We start from the raw sequence: 16885 nt of genomic DNA on the forward strand, positions 1-16885 counted from the left end.
GAAGAACAATAAACACACTGGAAAAACAGCGTAAATGGCAATTTTGAATTATGCCCCAAGCCGATATCCCTATTTCGATATCGTTTATCAAGATGAGAGCATGCTGGTGCTAAATAAGCCCAGTGGATTATTAACGGTGCCTGGAAAAGCACTTGAACATAAAGATAGTTTGCAGCTCAGAGTCCAGCGGTCTTTTCCAACAGCGACTATTGTGCATCGCTTGGACATGGCAACGTCGGGACTTATCGTCTTAGCATTGGATATGGATAGCCACCGTAAAATCTCCAAAGCATTTGAGTTACGGCAAACGGCTAAATCTTATATTGCCAGGGTATTTGGTAAATTAAGTGAAGAACAAGGTAGCATTGATTTACCACTGATTTGTGACTGGCCTAATCGACCAAAACAAATGGTTGATCACGAACGTGGCAAAAAAGCATTGACCCATTGGAAACGATTAGCCTGTGATAAAGACGAATCGCTAGTTGAACTAACACCGATAACTGGACGCTCTCATCAACTAAGAGTACATATGCTAAGTATCGGTCATCCAATATTAGGTGATCGACTTTACGCCCATGAGCAAGCCCTGCAAGCAGCGAATCGTTTGCAACTACACGCGAAATCACTCAAATTAAACCATCCATTAACGGATGAGCCCATGGCATTTGAATGCCCAGTGCCGTTTTCATTCAAGTCTCAAAGCGTTGCTACCGATATAGATAATAATTAGCGTTAAATGAATTGTGAGCAATTGTGGGTAAGTCATCGTTAGGCAAAATACTCGGCCTGATCATATCAATGATCGGCTTTGCTGCGCATGGTATGCAATCACCTGAAGCGGCTCTTAATGACATTCAACACAGTCAATTTGACGATCAATATGAAGTCCTTTTGGTAGGTGAAAAACAAATTCCACTTGTTATATCGGAATCAAATACGGCGATAACCCGTGGCGTCGCTGTTTTGATCAGTGAGTCAGGCAGAAACCCATTTAGTGAACATGGATTATCTCAACTGTCTACGTCGCTCAATAATGTTGGCTGGGTGACGATGATAATGCCTGCGCCAATCAGTGGTTTTTGGCCCGCCCTTGATGAGACCACAACTAATAATCAAGCCGCTGACACTAGCAGCCAAACTCCAGATACGCCCACTTCTGTCGCCGTTCAAGAGACCTTAACAAAAGCGGCAACAAGTCAAATTGAACAGCCCGCATTTGAACTACATGAACAGCAGATTATTCAACAGATGCAGGCAGTTACAGGTAAAACACGTCAATATAATGGTTTTTTCCTAGTCATTGCGCAAGGAACAAGTGCCGCATGGCTAACCAAAATATATGCTGAAAATAAATTAGATCAACCTGACGGCATGGTGTCAATTAGTCCACAATGGCCAGACCGTAGTTACAATCAACAACTCCCTAAATGGGTAGCTGAAACGCAAATGCCTTACCTTGATGTTTATTCAGCGTGGGATACTTCTTGGGCAAAAGCGACAGTGAGTCAACGGAAAATACAATCGATAAAATCGTTGAAAATGATGTATCGGCAAAGAGAGTTAATAGGTCAAACTATGGACAATCAACAGTTTGCCCGCTTAGGCAAAGAAATTTATGGTTGGTTGACCCATATGGGTTGGTAAAAAAGCCAAGCTCCACCTTGCCCATAAATTTACCCTTAGCCGTTTTTTTTGCGTAGTTAATTTCTCAATATATCAATTGGATGAAAATTTTATTCCAATCCTAGGGAACATTCGTTAAGTTTGCGGTCTATACTTCATAGTATTCTACCAAACGGAGTCACTCAAAATAGCCGTGAATATTGAAAACTTTATAAATAATAAAGCTGGTCAACTAGCTTTTTTTGTTCGGGGATATTGGTCTTACAAAATCCCCTACATAGAGTTAGACCTATATTTTTGGGACACTCTTGAAGAGTGGGCGCATGTTAAAAAAAGAGTGGATGAACCCTACTCGCAAAAAGAGCGTGTTTTCTGGCACTTGCTACATCAGCTAAATTATTGGCCAGAACAAAAATTGTTACATGATCAATATCTTCGTTCAGAACTTGAAACCTGCTTAAACTATTTAGAAGGTGAAGGGCAATACCCCTTAGATTGCATCGGTATCCGACCGTAACCCTCAACAACCGCTCTTTGTGCTGCAAAATTGAATTAGATATTGAACTGTTAAGTTATACGTGATCCAATAGCTCTTTTCCTAAGCTATTGAAAATTTGTGTCTGAAACATTAAAAAATACACTTCTTTGTTATAAAGATAAGCGTCTTCTTTTTGTCTTTTTATTCGGTATCGCCAGCGGTTTCCCTTGGGTGATGATCGGTTCTGCGCTATCGGCTTGGCTGCAAGAAAGCGGTCTTAGCCGCTCGTCTATAGGTTTAATTGGTTCAATAACAATTGCTTATTCAATCAACTTCCTATGGTCTCCGTTACTGGATAGAGTCCAACCACCGGTACTTGGTCAACGCCGAGGCTGGATTGTGACAACACAATTAATGATTATCATTGCCTGCGTCGGTATGGCTGTGGTTCCGGCAGAGGAAAACCTGTTAGTGATTGGTTTAGTGGGATTTTCAATTGCGATATTTTCTGCAACCCAAGACATTGCCATTGATGCTTATCGAATCGATATTATTAAACCCTATGAAAAAGACAAGCTCGCCGCCGCATCCTCTATGGCGACCGCGGGTTGGTGGACAGGCTATGGGGGCTTAGGCTCAATTCCCTTTTTCATTGCCGATATGGCAGGTTGGCAATGGTCGGATATCTATTTTGTTTTAGCGGCAATCATGGCTGGATTAATGCTGTTGGTTTTCTTTAGTGATGAGCCTGTCACTAGCCGCTTAGAACAGCAAGTCGCTGCGAGTGCACGATATGCCAAAGCCATGGTCGGCGATCTGCAGTTAAATCGCTCTCAACGGGTGACAAATTGGTTAATGGTGACTTTAATTGAACCTTTTCGAGATTTTTTCAGCCGCAATACCGTAAAACTAGCGCTGTCTATTTTAGCCTTTATCTTTTTATTCAAAATCGGCGAAGCTTTTTTAGGTCGCATGAGTATTGTTTTTTATAAAGAACTGGGCTTTACCAATAGCGACATTGGCAGTTATTCCAAAATACTTAATTGGTGGGTAACAATTGTTTTTGCTGTTTTAGGCGGAATGGTCAATGTTCGATATGGTATCTATAGAGGGTTAATGACCGGTGGAATAGCCATGGCAGCAAGTAACCTGATGTTTGCACTTATGTCAGTTGTCGGGCCCGATAAAGCCTTATTTGCAGCCACTATTTTTGTAGACGGCTTTACTGCAGCTTGGAGTTCAGTGGCACTGGTTGCATTTATTTCCCTTCTTTGTAACCAAGCGTTTTCTGCTTCTCAATATGCGCTTATGGCTTCTTTGGGCACCTTAAGTCGAACCCTAATGGCATCTGCCAGTGGCTTCTTAGTTGATTGGATGGATGGAAATTGGGCTTTCTTTTTCATACTAACAGCAGTAATGGTTCTGCCAAGCTTGGTCATATTATGGATGATAAAGGATCATATATATGCGTTGGAAAAACGTGACCTGCGCTGATGTCAATTCGCCACATTGGCAGAACCAACATCTTAAATCTTATCAAACTAGGAACGCTGTCAGTTGGTTAATATTTACTAACCCGATTCCGTCCCTCTTTTTTAGATGTGTATAAAGCTTGGTCGGCTTTTTCTAACCAAGCCATATGATCTTGATAAGTAACTCGGAATTCAGCGATGCCAATACTCACACTAAAGGGAATTTCATTGCCCTCGTAAACCGGCAATAAGTTTTCGCAACTAGTGCGGATCCGCTCGGCAACAATCATAGAATTTTCGGCATTGGTTTCTGGTAGTAGCACCGCAAACTCCTCTCCTCCATAACGCCCAGCAAGATCAGTTTCTCGGATGGATTGTTGCACAACCTTAGCCAAGGTTTTTATAATATAATCACCTGCCGGGTGACCATAGGTATCGTTGACTTTTTTAAAGTGATCGATGTCTAACATCAGTACTGATGCCGGGGAGCCATTACGTACAATCCGCTTGTGCTCCAGTGAAAACTGTTCTTCCCAATAGCGCCGATTAAATACGCCTGTCAATCCGTCAACACGGCTAATCTGTTCTAATTGCTGATTAAGAGATTCGATGCCTTTTTTGTTTAATGCTTCATCAGTAACATCGTAAACAACGATACAAATCTGCTCTACCCTTCCTTCTAACGAGGTCAGTGGAAATATGGTGACATTTTGATACATGAAGTCTGAAGCAGAGGTAATTGGGCGACTGGTTTCAAATTTAAACAAGAATGGTCGTTGTTCCCAAATAATAAATGCTGAACTCTTGAGCCTCAGTACCGGCTCTGTTTTGACTAAGAACCATTCTTTATCTATTTCAGGAAAAAATTCAAAAAGGTTTTTGTACTTGATTTGACTAGGTAAAATACCGCTGTTATTTTCCATGAACTGATTCCACACCAGCACATTAAAGTCACGGTCAAGTACGGTGATTCCCACTTCAATTGAGCCAAGCAAATCAAACTGCCAATGTAGTGCATTTATGTCAGAGAAGTCATCACTCATTAGTTATTAGTTACCTTCTACCAGTTTTTCAAACATTAGGTCGATTGATTTATCTGGAAACAGTAAGAGTAAATCAAAGTGAATAGATTTAGCTTTAATGGCATATGCAATTTCTATAGCAAGCACCCTATTCCATCTAGACACATTATTTTGTAACAGCTCATCCAAACCACAATGTTGTCCTAACACTATGGGATGATTATGGGTAAAAGTCACATTCAACTGGTCTGATAAAGCCCTCAAACATGCACTTACCACAATATTGGCGACATCCATCAATGCTTCTAATTCCATGGATTCATCAAGCTTAGCTTTCTTGTAATTTAGCAAATTCACCATATTTGCAAAATTACCATCATTAAAAATCAGTATAGCTTCGCCATTGATGCCGGCACTAATGAACCCCTGAGAAATGGCCGACACACTGTCATTATTGTTAATTTCAGCCATTGCCATGTGCAATTCTGTGGTTTCAATCAAATTGACATTGGGTATGGGTAAATCGATAAATATATTCAGCAACTGTGCTAACTTTTCACCGGCTTGTCCCATAGCAACATTGGCCATTTCACGATAAACGTCCAGTTTTTCCGCTACAGAAAATTGCTGTGTTTTCAATAGGCGTGTTGGAGCACTTGGGGTGGTGCCGTGGTTACTGGTAGTATCTGGGCGTAAATCACTTCCTGAATAAATACCGTATTGGGTTAAAATCGCTGCCAGCTTTTGACTATCTACCGGCTTTCTAATGAAATCCAACGCTCCCATTTGTTGCATTCGAGAGCGCGCTTGTTGTTGAACATCACCTGACACCACAATCACTAAAGAGGGTAAGTCCTGCTCTTTAATCACCTGCATGGTCTGATAACCGTCCATAACCGGCATATTTAGATCTAAGAAGACCAAATCAGCTTTACCCGCTTTGATCATCTTAATCGCTTGCTCGCCGTTTTCGGCAAAACTGATACTGACATCCCAACCGCGCGGTAAAGCGCGCGCCATTTGCTTGCGAGCGAAACCAGAGTCGTCACAAATGAGTATTTTAGTAGACACGCAAAAAACTCATTAGATGGCGACCGGTGCTTTGATATGTGGATAACATTGATAGTCGATTAATTCGAAATCATCAATCGTAAAATCGAACAAACTTTTGATGTTTGGATTCAGCTTCATTTTCGGCAATGGCAAAGGCTCTCTACTTAACTGTAATTCAGCTTGTTGCAGATGATTAGTATAAAGGTGAGCATCGCCAAAAGTATGGATGAAATCACCTAATTCTAAATCGCACACCTGTGCAACCATCATGGTTAATAAAGCATAACTAGCAATATTAAAAGGAACGCCCAGAAAAATATCACCGCTGCGTTGATAAAGCTGACAGGACAACTTGTTATCAATGACGTAAAACTGAAACATAGTATGGCATGGCGGAAGCGCCTGTTTACCTTGTTTGGCGTTCTCTTTAGGAGATAATTTGCTATCTGGCAATACCGTGGGGTTCCAAGCACTTAACAATAACCGACGAGAATCAGGATTATTTTTTATTTGTTCAAGCAGGTCGCTAAGTTGATCAACTACTTTGCCATCTGTGCCTTGCCAACTGCGCCATTGTTTCCCATATACTGGGCCAAGCTCACCTTCATCCGTGGCCCATTCATCCCAGATGCTAACACCGTTATCCTTTAGATAGGCGATATTGGTTTCACCTTTTATAAACCACAATAATTCGTGGATTATCGAGCGCATATGACATTTTTTTGTGGTGATTAATGGAAAACCTTCGGCCAGATTAAAGCGCATTTGATGGCCGAAGATACTTAATGTGCCAGTACCGGTACGATCTTCTTTTTTGCTGCCATTTTCTAAAACATGGCGCATTAATGATAAATATTGCTGCATTTAAACTTTCTTACCTTTCTTTTGATTAGTACTTTGAGGTTGGTATATTTTGTTTTGTTTGTAAGCCCAAACAATCATTAATACGCCGGCAATTATCATCGGCAATGACAACATTTGACCACGGCTGAGGAAACCTAAATATAAGTCTAAATGGCCATCCCATTGACGGAAAAACTCCACAAAGAATCTGAAACAACCGTAACCTAATAAGAATATGCCACTAACAGCACCGATTGGGCGCGGCTTTTTAGAATATAACCACAAAATAATAAACAACAAAACCCCTTCAAGCGCAAATTCATAAAGTTGCGAAGGGTGACGAGGTTCACTGCCCGCATTCGGAAAAATGATAGCCCAAGGCACGTCTGTCGTGCGTCCCCAAAGTTCAGAATTAATGAAATTGCCTATGCGCCCAGCGCCCAGGCCGATGGGGACTAGCGGAGCGATAAAATCCCCCACCACTAAAAATGGCACTTTTAAGCGTCGAGCACTGAGCCATAATGCCGTTAAAACGCCAAGTAGTCCGCCATGAAACGACATCCCACCTTCATTAATTTTAAACAGATACAGAGGGTTATCAATAAACAAAGCAAACTGATAAAACATCACGTAGCCAACGCGACCACCAATAATAACCCCTAAAAATCCCCAAAATAACATATCGCTAAGCTGTTCTTTGCTCCAGCCTGTGCGAGCAAGGCGACGATTAGCTAACCACCAAGCTGCAACAAAACCGACCAAATACATCATTCCATACCACTTGGGACTCAGGAAACCCAAATTAAAAATAGCAGGATCAATTTCAGGGAGGGTGTAATAACTTTGCGACATAATTTCAATTATCCTAAAAACATTTGCAGGCTAACTATGACCAAGAATGCCGCAAATATTTGTTTTAAACGTTGTGTATTTAAACGGTGGCTAATTTTAGCCCCCAATTGAGCGGTAAATATTGATGTCATAACAATGCCCAATACCGCAGGTAAATAAATATAACCAAATGAAGCTGATGGTAGATCTTGCACTTCCCAACCAGCCAAGACAAAACTAAAAGAACCAAATATCGCAATGACCATTCCACAAAAAGCTGCACAACCAATGGCTTGTTTAATATCAATTCGAAACCAAACCAAAGCAGGAACCATGATTGCTCCGCCGCCAATGCCCATAAACGCGGAAATAATCCCAGTCACACAACCAATAGTGATTAACATCGGCTTTGAAATTGCGCTTTTGACACTTTTCGGCTTTAAAAAAATCATTTGCAAGGCAATAAATAGGACCATAAAAGCAAAGATTAGTTTTAGACTTTCGGCTGGTATTCGCACCGCTATCTGAGGACCAGCCAAAGCGCCGAGAATGATACCAAGTGCACACCAGATGACAATGTTTGAGTTGATATGACGCAACCTAAAATGGGATAGAGTGGAGGATAACCCCGTTAGAATGATGGTCGATAAGGAAGTCGCTATGGCCATCGGCAATGCATGTAACAAGGGCAAGCCCAACTGTCGTTCAAATACATACATCAATACAGGTACAATAATCAGCCCGCCGCCGATTCCTAGTAAACCGGCTAGAAAACCAACAACCGCACCAAGCGCTAAATAAACGGCAAAAAGTGTAGGTATCTCAAACAATTAAATACCTGCTCGAACTAAACCGCCTAACCCGATTGACTCAAGATATTGATTAATCTGTTCACGTACTTCCAAAGGGTCGTCGCAAGCAAGAACACTTTGTAATAATATTTTAGATTGTTTTACGGTGACGCTTCTAACAACCCATTTAATCTTCAACAAGTTGTGACTATTCATACTGAATTTATTGTAGCCCATGGCTAACAATAAAATAATACCACCTGGTTCGCCGGCTAATTCGCCGCAAACAGTAATAGGCACATTATGCTCATTGGCCTGCTCTACTATGCTCAACAGCGCTGCCAGTACTGCTGGATGGTAACTGTCGTATAATCCTGAAACACGGGCGTTATTGCGATCTACAGCAAGTAGATACTGAGTCAAATCATTGCTACCAACTGAGAAAAAATCGACTTTTTTAGCCAATTGTGGAATTTGATAAATAACTGCAGGGACTTCCAGCATCACCCCAATTTTAGGCATCTCTAATACAGTACCAGTGTCTAAAATTTCTTCTGATACTTCATGGTAAGCTTGCTTGATTAAGCGTTTAGATTCGTTAACTTCTGAAACGGACGTGACCATTGGTAACATGATTTGCAGGTTACCCAAGCCAATATTTGCGCGCAGCATAGCGCGTATCTGAACCAGAAAAATTTCCGGATGATCAAGGGTCAGTCTAACTCCACGCCAGCCCAAAAATGGATTTTCTTCACTGATCGGGAAATAGGGCAGAGGCTTATCTCCCCCAACATCCAAGGTACGCATAGTAATGGGTTTATCTGGAGCAGATTCGAGCATTTCCCGGTATAAGGTCATCTGCTCTTGTTCAGACGGAAAACGCTCTCGCAACATAAAAGGCACTTCGGTGCGATACAGGCCAACTCCTTCACCATAAGTGAAATTGGTGTTCTCCATCTCCGCCGAAAGACCAGCGTTGATAAACAGAGATACAGGGTAGTTATCCTCAGTAACACAGGGAAGATGAGCTTTCTCCAGAATACGGTCAGAGAGTTCTTGCTCTTCGTTAACCAATATATTGAATTCTTGTCGAACACTTTCTGAGGGCGAAACGATGACTTCACCAGAGTAACCGTCGACCAACAATTTTTTACCATCGAGTAAAGAAAGTGGCGCATCAGATAACCCCATCACCGCAGGTAAACCCATTGCTCGAGCCAAAATAGCGGCGTGAGAGTTGCTAGAACCTCGCACAGATATAATGCCGCATAACTTCATTGTAGAAAATTCAGCAAGCATAGGCGCGGTAACTTCATCAGCAACCAAAATCGCATTTTGATTGACATCCAGTGGTCGCTGATCTGGGCTGTCACCTCCCAATATATTAGCCAATATACGGTTGGAAAGATCTTCAATATCAACAGCTCGCTCTTGCATGTAAGGATCGCTCATGTTGCGAAACTGTTGAATGTAATTTTCAATGATATATTTTAGTGAACTGGCAGCATCCCAGCCGTCTTTAATCCGTGCTTCTACCTCATGACCAAGACTATTGGCGTCTAAAAGGTGACTGTAAATTTGGAAAATAGCCTGAACATCACTGGGGACTTGTCCCTCAATCCGTGAAGATAGCTCCTCGACTTGGCTACGTGTAACATTCACCGCCTCACGATAGCGAGCGATTTCTAGCTCTTTGTTGTCTGATCGTTTGGCAACATGACTGGACAGACTGACTTTAAAGTGAGGTACAAAACCAATCCCCATTCCCAAGCCGGCAGAGCCAGGCACACCGGATATTTTTCGTTGCCATTTATCTCGATTATTGTCGTCCATAAAAGACAGAAAACCACGGGTTTCTGCATGCACGATTTCTAACGCAATTTGCGTAGAAAGGGTAACTAAAAAGGCTTCTTCATCTTCACTGAAACGGCGTTTCTTTTTCTGTTGTAACGTAAGAACACCCAAGACTTTTCGTTGATGTATTATGGGAGTTCCAAGAAACGCGTGATATTTTTCTTCTTTGACTTCGGGATAGTGTTTGAAGCGCGGGTGCGACTGAGCATCAAGAATATTTAACGGCTCTTCACGTTGACCGATTAAACCAATCAAGCCCTCGGAAAAGCCAATTGCCACTTTACCGACAGCCGCAGAATCGAGACCATCAGTTGCCATCAGCATAAAATGTTGTTTTTCGTAGTTAGCAAGGTAAACCGAGCAAGAGTCCACGCCAATAGCTTCTTTAATGCTGCTAGTCAGGTGCTTCAGCGCCTCCTCCAGTACGGGGATTTTACTGACTTCCTGAACTATCCGTTTTAAGCTAGTTATCATGGGCCTTTTAAAACTATCTCCGTCGCCTTCGGTTGCGTTGAGGCTGCGTGTTTTTGCTGTAAATAGGCATCGCAAAAGACACAAACTCTTTCATTACTCGTCGATACACATCTCGTTTAAATGAAACAACGTTTCTTACTGGATACCAAAAACTAACCCAACGCCAATCATCAAATTCAGGATGCCCTGAACTTAACACATCGACATCTGATTCTTTGCACTCTAATTGCAACAAAAACCATTTCTGTTTTTGCCCGATGCAAACTGGATTAGTACCTTGCCTAATCAGCCTCTTGGGTAATTTATATCTAACCCAATTTTTGGTAACTCCGAGTATTTTTACGTTTTCTGGTTTTAGTCCAACTTCCTCATTTAACTCTCGATACATAGCCTGTTCAGCAGTTTCACCTTGATCTATTCCGCCTTGTGGAAACTGCCATGAATGTTGTCCATAGCGTTTTGCCCAAAATACTTGCCCCATTCTATTGCAAATCACTATACCGACATTCGCGCGGAATCCTTCGGCATCAATCACTTTGACTCCCGGGGGGATTGATTTCTTTAATATTTTGCCATTCTTCCATAAACTAAGGGTCAAGCAAAGAAATATCATCGCCAACTATGTTAAGTGGTAATAAATAATATTGAGGTAAGGTTCATCTTGATCACACCGGCTACCGCCCCACCAGACACAATCGAAGAACTCGTTTCTCGCGCTCAAGCACTAGCGGGCCTGACTTTAGGAGAGTTAGCTAAGTACGCGAATGTTCAAGTACCAGCCAATTTCAAACGTGATAAAGGTTGGACTGGACAGTTATTAGAACTATTTTTGGGGGCACACGCTGGTTCCAATCCTGAGCAAGATTTTCCGGATTTAGGGGTAGAGTTAAAAACCTTACCCATAGATTCAATGGGAATGCCCCTAGAAACTACCTATGTTTGTTTTGCGCATTTGCTAAATGTTTCCGGTATTACTTGGGAAACCAGCAACGTAAGAAATAAGCTTAATTGTGTTTTATGGGTGCCTGTCGAAGGCAGTCGAGAGTTAATGCCCGCAGAACGAAGAGTAGCCTCCCCAGTTCTTTGGCAACCAAGCCTCGCTCAATTAGACTTGCTTAAGCAAGATTGGGAAGAATTAATGGATATGATTGTATTAGGTGAGGTGGAAAACATCACTGCAAAACATGGACAGGCATTACAAATTCGCCCCAAAGCTGCAGATGGAAAAGCGCTAACAGAAGCAGTAGGCGCCCAAGGAACAATAATAAAAACCCGGCCAAGAGGCTTTTATTTGCGTAAACAGTTCACCCACCAAATATTAATGAACGCGTTTTCAGACATGGACTGAAAAAGCGATAACGATATTTTGATTCCCTCAAAAAAGTATCCGTTTTTTACACAAACCGTGAAAATAACTGACAATTCAAAAAATTAATAACCGGTTCGCATATCAGCAGTCTGTTTCTCCAGTATCAGTTCCGCAAGTACATTCGCTTTTTCGGCGATTAATCCGTTTCAGTGTTTAGTCTTAAAATAAGAGCCATACTATTCCAAGACCAGTCACTCATTTAGCTGCCAGTTTCTCCAAACTAAGGCTGCATGGTCTGCATACTTAGTTTGTGCTACAACAACTGAAATAGTTGTTTAGGATGTTATTAGCGTTGTTTAGGATGTTATTAGCAACAATGCCTGCCTTAATAACCGCTTATTTACCAATTGGAGAATGAACTTAGCCAGCTTGAATCCCTGTCGCTTAACTGACTAAGTCGCAATCCAGTCTCCTTGCCAATCTTTATAAACTGGGGTATATCCGTTGTTTTTTATAGTCTCGGCAACTTCCCTTACCGAGCGTTCATCGCTGATATCAAACTGTTCTAATTGATCCGCTGGTTTCCCATAACCACCGGGCGCAGTAGAACTACCGGCACTCATATGGGTAATGCCCAGTGGCATGAGATTATTTCGAAATTGCTTTGTTTCACGGGTGGATAAGCTGATTTCTAAAGTTTCACTGAATAATCTAAATGCACAGACTAATTGAACTAGTCCTGTGTCGGATATTGGCATTTTAGCCTCAATTCCCCCCGTACAAGGTCGTAACCGTGGCAATGAAATACTATATTTACTGCGCCAATAGCGGTTTTCTAGATAGGCTAGATGATGCCCCATTAGTAGTGCGTCGACACGCCAGTCGTCTAAGCCTAACAACACCCCTAAGCCAATTTTATCCACATTCCCCTGAGCGACTCTATCCGGACTGTCTAAACGGTACAAAAAATCCGACTTTTTGCCTCTAGTATGATGTTTTGCGTAGGTAACGGGGTGATAAGTTTCTTGGTACAGCAAGACTCCATCTAATCCTAGGCCAACTAGTTGTTTGTATTGCTCGGTTTGCAAAGGTTGCACTTCTATTGAGACATGGCTGAATTGACTTTTACATTGAGGTAATACCTGCGCGAAATAGTCTATGCCTACTTTACTTTCATGCTCTCCTGTAACCAACAATAGAGAATCGAAACCGCGATCTTTAAGAATATTGATTTCTTGCGCTATCTCTTGGGTAGATAACACTTTTCGTTTGATTTTATTGCTTAGGGTAAAACCACAGTAATCGCATTCATTTGCACACAAGTTAGACAGATACATGGGCGCAAACAGCTGAATATTATGACCAAAGCGTTGTAAGGTAATTGCTTTGGCTTGCTGCGCCATTTGTTCCAGATAGGGAGTGGCTGCTGGCGACAATAACACCATTAAAGCATGAAGATTTCCCCTTGGATGTTGCAATGCTCGCTCAACATCTCTGGTGGTGGCGCTATGTAACGCCAGTTGTAAGGCGGTTAAATCTAATTCTTTATATATATCAACAAAGCTCATTTAAAAACCCCGTTAATGGACTAGTGTGGCTGGCCTGGTTCGAAACCCGTGCTAACCCCGCATGATAAGTTTTGCGTCCAGTGATAACGGCGTGACGAAAACACTGGGCGATAGTGACAGGTTGTTGGCTTGAAGCAATCGCGGTATTAACTAATACGGCATCGGCGCCCATTTCCATTGCCGCAGTGGCATCTGAAGGACTACCTAGGCCTGCATCGATGACTACAGGTACTTTAGCTTGTTCAATAATGATCTGTAAGAATGCTTTGGTCAGTAAACCTTGATTACTACCAATGGGACTTGCTAGTGGCATTACAGCTGCACAACCAACTTCCTCTAGACGCCGACACAACACGGGGTCTGCGTGTACGTAAGGCATCACAACAAACCCCTGTTTCACCAAGGTTTCTGCGGCTTTTAGGGTTTCTATGGGATCGGGCATTAAATATTTGGGATCTGGGTGAATTTCCAATTTTATCCAGTGGGTGTGTAACATCTCACGGGCAAGTTGAGCGGCAAAAATAGCTTCTTGTGCATTTCTGGCCCCTGATGTATTGGGTAATAACTTCACTCCCATCTTTGTTAAGGGTTCTATTAGATTGTCGGTGCCATGTTTTAAATCAATACGTTTCATCGCCAGAGTGACTAACTCTGTTCCTGATGCGTGCAATGCATCTAACATCACCTGACTACTGGAAAATTTTCCGGTGCCACTAAATAAACGCGAAGAAAAACGCTGTCCTGCTATTGTTAACATTCCTCAACCTCCCGCCACAGCGCTAAATATTTCAATGTGATCATTTTCATGACAGATAGTTATCTGCCACTGGCTTTGCGGCACCAAATGTTGATTGTGAACTGCCGCAATGTTGTCTAATTTAGCAGCAAGTGATGGCATACCAAGCTCTAAAACCTGTTGTAAATTACTATTTTTTTCGACCTGTAAAGGGCGTTCATTTAGATAAAGGTTGATCATAAGGTTACCTCGCATTGAGTGGTTTGAAGCGGCGGGGAAAGTTGATTTTGTGGGCGCTTCGGCCAATGTCCACAGGTTTTGCAATGTGGATCTCGGTGACGAATTAGCTGACGCCAGCTTAGTTGTAAGCCATCAAAAATGTGCAAATATTTAAGCTCTGTATCAAGCTTTAACATATGTTTGATAGTCGCCAGCGCCTGCATACTGGCCATGATGCCAACGCTAGGACCAAGTACCCCTAAATTAGCACAGCCTTGGGTGCTTGAATTGCTGGTGAAAAAGCAGTTGTAACAGCCTCTTTGAGGGGCGACTTGGCCATCAATCACCAATAGTTGACCGGAAAAAACCGCTACTGATGCGCTAATCAACGGGATAAAGTGAGCTGCACACCAAGCATTAATTAATTGCCGCGTGGGCATGTTGTCTGAACAATCAAGTATGCTTAACTGACCAGTTTGGTGGGCTTGTTGCAGGTCAACATTGTTATGCAATAAATGCTGAGCAAAGGTGTGGGTAAACTTTTGACAGTAATAACGTACTTGTGTATCACGATTCATTGCGGTGATTTTTTCAGCCGCACAAATGACTTTATGTGTGCCAATGGAGCTCGCATCAAACAGAATTTGTCTAGGCAGGTTAGACAATTCAACCACATCGTCATCAATGAGGTAAAGATGCCTGATTCCCGCAGCACTTAATTGCTGGCTGACATGACAGCCTAGTCCCCCCATACCCACTACGATAACATGTTGATTGAGCAAATTCTGCTGACCATGCTCGCCAACTTGAGACAATAATATTTGTCGGTAATATTGAATAAACTGATTGTCGCTCAAGGTATCAGTCGTATCTTTGTTTGTGCTGACGTTTATGTTTTTGTTTGTCATCACATTGCCTGCCATATTTGTTGTAGTTTTTGCCAGCTTTTTCCTGGCTCACTTGCTTTTTCGATGGCGCGCACAACGGCGACGTCGGCCACTTGAGTTTGTTTTAATGCACAAAGGTTAGTGTGATCTATGCCACCAATGGCGACAAGGGGCATGCGATCACCCATCAAGGTGCAATACTTTTCAAGTTTATTCAGTCCTTGAGGTTGAGAAGGCATTGATTTGGTTGGCGTGCTAAAGATATGGCCGATGGCCAAATAACTGGGCGACATTTGTTGCGCCAGCAACAATTCAAAATATCCATGGGAGGACAATCCCAATGCTAAACCGGCCTCTGCGATTTGCGACAAGTCTGCTTGCAATAAATCTTCTTGGCCCAAATGCACGCCAAATGCCCCATGTTTAATCGCCAATTGCCAATGGTCATTAATAAATACCTGCGCTTGATATTGCCGACCTAACGCAACTGCCGCTTGTATGGCCTGTTCAAGTTGCTGTTCAGAGTAAACAACACTAGATGAGTTTTTCAAACGTAATTGCACGGTCCGTGCCCCGCCTTTTAATACGTCTTTGAGTATATTTATGGACTGGGTCACTGGATAGACCTGCAAGGGCTGCTGGACGTTGGCAAAACTAAGCTCATTGGCTTGGTTTATGTTTGGATATTTAGGCACAATGATCTTGGCAAAGTGCTCCAGATTTTGCGGCCAGCCTTTACGCGCTAAAACTCCCGGTCCTTTGCCTACTGGGTATGCATAGGTTAGTCCTTGATGCACATATGCTTTGGCAACCACAATCGCATCTAATAATGGATAGCCAACGGCCATGGCCGTGGCTATGGCGCTGGATAAGGTACAGCCGGTGCCGTGATTATGTTGGGTTACGACACGAGGGCTACTAAAGCCAATTCGCTGATGTTGGTGCTCAGGTGAGGTAAATGGAATCGCTTTAGCCGCTAACCAATCAATTGCACTGCCGTGATCTAAAGCGCTACTGTACAAAGCACTTTCTTTTGTTGCACTGATTGCTAAAGCGGCGTTATGTGACTCACTATTTCGAACGTCTCCACCGGTGTACAGTATGTTACAGCCAAGAAAGTTGGCGAGATTGTCGAGATTTGTTAGTTCCTCCTGTTGAGCGTGATTAGGTAACTGGCTTAGTTCCAGTAATACGCCTAACTCATATCGATTAGGGGTTATCAGAGTAACGTATTTTGCCAGTTTCAAATAAGCGGAGTACGAACTTGGTTGCTTATACCTTGATAAAGTTTGACCGCTAGTAGATACCATCACAGGATCCCAAATCACTGGAATTTGCAAATTATTGGTTTGTTCATAGGATGCCAACTTGCTGGCAAGCCATTCACTGATACATCGAATTTGCTCAGCGTTGGCTAACATACCAATCTTAATTGCCGCCGGAGGAATATCTTCCAATAAGCAATCCAGTTGCTTTATGAGCATGGCTGTTTGGGTAGCGGTGATCCCTTGAACGTGTTGTGAGTTTTGAGCGGTGATGGCACTCACAACTGTGCATGCATGCCCTCCCAAGTCGTTAATGGTTAGACTATCAGCCTGAATGCCAGCGCCACCGCCACTATCTGAGCCAGCAATAGACCAAACAATGGGGCGAGTAGCAGACTGCAACTTATTCGAGTCGATGTTCGTGCTTACATTGCTCGTGCTTACATAAACACCCATG

Annotated in this window: 17 protein-coding genes; 5 read left to right on the forward strand and 12 right to left on the reverse strand. The window is 42.6% G+C overall.

Annotated elements, in window-relative coordinates:
* The first annotated feature begins 34 nt into the window (after positions 1–34).
* The 4 genes from KO530_RS13810 (at position 35) to KO530_RS13825 (ending at position 3598) form a co-directional block, all read left to right on the forward strand.
* Positions 35–733 carry an RluA family pseudouridine synthase gene (locus tag KO530_RS13810; RefSeq protein ID WP_216049023.1) on the forward strand — a complete coding sequence of 233 codons (699 nt, stop codon included), beginning with the start codon at positions 35–37 and terminating at the stop codon, positions 731–733.
* Between the two features lie 23 nt (positions 734–756).
* Positions 757–1647 (forward strand): DUF3530 family protein, encoded by an 891-nt coding sequence (locus tag KO530_RS13815; RefSeq protein WP_354667878.1) that lies wholly within the window; start codon positions 757–759, stop codon positions 1645–1647.
* Between the two features lie 172 nt (positions 1648–1819).
* Complete coding sequence (locus tag KO530_RS13820; RefSeq protein WP_216049024.1) at positions 1820–2143, forward strand: hypothetical protein; 324 nt, start codon at positions 1820–1822, stop codon at positions 2141–2143.
* A 99-nt stretch (positions 2144–2242) separates the two neighbouring features.
* Positions 2243–3598 carry an AmpG family muropeptide MFS transporter gene (locus KO530_RS13825; RefSeq protein WP_216049025.1) on the forward strand — a complete coding sequence of 452 codons (1356 nt, stop codon included), beginning with the start codon at positions 2243–2245 and terminating at the stop codon, positions 3596–3598.
* A 67-nt stretch (positions 3599–3665) separates the two neighbouring features.
* On the opposite strand, the gene KO530_RS13830 is transcribed toward KO530_RS13825, so the two are convergent.
* Genes KO530_RS13830 through rppH form a run of 7 tightly spaced genes read right to left on the reverse strand, consistent with a single transcriptional unit; the run spans position 3666 to position 10979 of the window.
* The gene (locus tag KO530_RS13830) at positions 3666–4619 is read right to left on the reverse strand and encodes a sensor domain-containing diguanylate cyclase (protein ID WP_216049026.1); all 954 of its coding nucleotides are present in this window, start codon (positions 4617–4619) and stop codon (positions 3666–3668) included.
* Between the two features lie 6 nt (positions 4620–4625).
* Entirely contained in the window at positions 4626–5669 is a 1044-nt protein-coding gene (locus KO530_RS13835; protein ID WP_216049027.1) for a response regulator, read from the reverse strand.
* Positions 5670–5681: 12 nt separating this feature from the next.
* On the reverse strand, positions 5682–6515 hold the full coding sequence (locus KO530_RS13840) for a thymidylate synthase (RefSeq protein WP_216049028.1): 834 nt from the start codon (positions 6513–6515) through the stop codon (positions 5682–5684).
* Positions 6516–7346: a prolipoprotein diacylglyceryl transferase gene (gene lgt / locus KO530_RS13845; protein ID WP_216049029.1), complete on the reverse strand. Its 831-nt coding sequence runs from the start codon at positions 7344–7346 to the stop codon at positions 6516–6518.
* Positions 7347–7354: 8 nt separating this feature from the next.
* A complete protein-coding gene (locus KO530_RS13850; RefSeq protein ID WP_216049030.1) occupies positions 7355–8155 on the reverse strand; it encodes a sulfite exporter TauE/SafE family protein in 801 nt (266 codons plus the stop codon).
* Positions 8156–10444, reverse strand: a complete 2289-nt coding sequence (gene ptsP / locus KO530_RS13855) for a phosphoenolpyruvate--protein phosphotransferase (protein WP_216049031.1) — start codon at positions 10442–10444, stop codon at positions 8156–8158.
* Between the two features lie 13 nt (positions 10445–10457).
* On the reverse strand, positions 10458–10979 hold the full coding sequence (rppH, locus tag KO530_RS13860; protein WP_216049032.1) for an RNA pyrophosphohydrolase: 522 nt from the start codon (positions 10977–10979) through the stop codon (positions 10458–10460).
* A 129-nt stretch (positions 10980–11108) separates the two neighbouring features.
* Here rppH and mutH point away from each other — a divergent pair, with 129 nt between their 5' ends.
* On the forward strand, positions 11109–11792 hold the full coding sequence (gene mutH / locus KO530_RS13865) for a DNA mismatch repair endonuclease MutH (RefSeq protein ID WP_216049208.1): 684 nt from the start codon (positions 11109–11111) through the stop codon (positions 11790–11792).
* Positions 11793–12205: 413 nt separating this feature from the next.
* Here mutH and thiH read toward each other — a convergent pair whose 3' ends face one another.
* Genes thiH through thiE form a run of 5 tightly spaced genes read right to left on the reverse strand, consistent with a single transcriptional unit; the run spans position 12206 to position 16884 of the window.
* Positions 12206–13321, reverse strand: coding sequence for a 2-iminoacetate synthase ThiH (gene thiH, locus KO530_RS13870; protein WP_216049033.1), 1116 nt, complete (start codon positions 13319–13321; stop codon positions 12206–12208).
* Positions 13308–14078 carry a thiazole synthase gene (locus tag KO530_RS13875; RefSeq protein ID WP_216049034.1) on the reverse strand — a complete coding sequence of 257 codons (771 nt, stop codon included), beginning with the start codon at positions 14076–14078 and terminating at the stop codon, positions 13308–13310. Before KO530_RS13875 ends, thiH begins: the two co-directional genes overlap by 14 nt.
* A gap of 3 nt (positions 14079–14081) precedes the next feature.
* Positions 14082–14297: a sulfur carrier protein ThiS gene (gene thiS / locus KO530_RS13880; RefSeq protein WP_216049035.1), complete on the reverse strand. Its 216-nt coding sequence runs from the start codon at positions 14295–14297 to the stop codon at positions 14082–14084.
* Entirely contained in the window at positions 14294–15184 is an 891-nt protein-coding gene (locus KO530_RS13885; protein ID WP_216049036.1) for a HesA/MoeB/ThiF family protein, read from the reverse strand. Before KO530_RS13885 ends, thiS begins: the two co-directional genes overlap by 4 nt.
* Positions 15184–16884 (reverse strand): thiamine phosphate synthase, encoded by a 1701-nt coding sequence (thiE, locus tag KO530_RS13890; protein ID WP_216049037.1) that lies wholly within the window; start codon positions 16882–16884, stop codon positions 15184–15186. The genes KO530_RS13885 and thiE overlap by 1 nt, the downstream gene beginning before the upstream one ends.
* Position 16885: the final 1 nt, after the last annotated feature.

It is taken from the genome of Aliiglaciecola lipolytica (assembly GCF_018860635.1).
Classification (GTDB): Bacteria; Pseudomonadota; Gammaproteobacteria; order Enterobacterales; family Alteromonadaceae; genus Aliiglaciecola; species Aliiglaciecola lipolytica_A.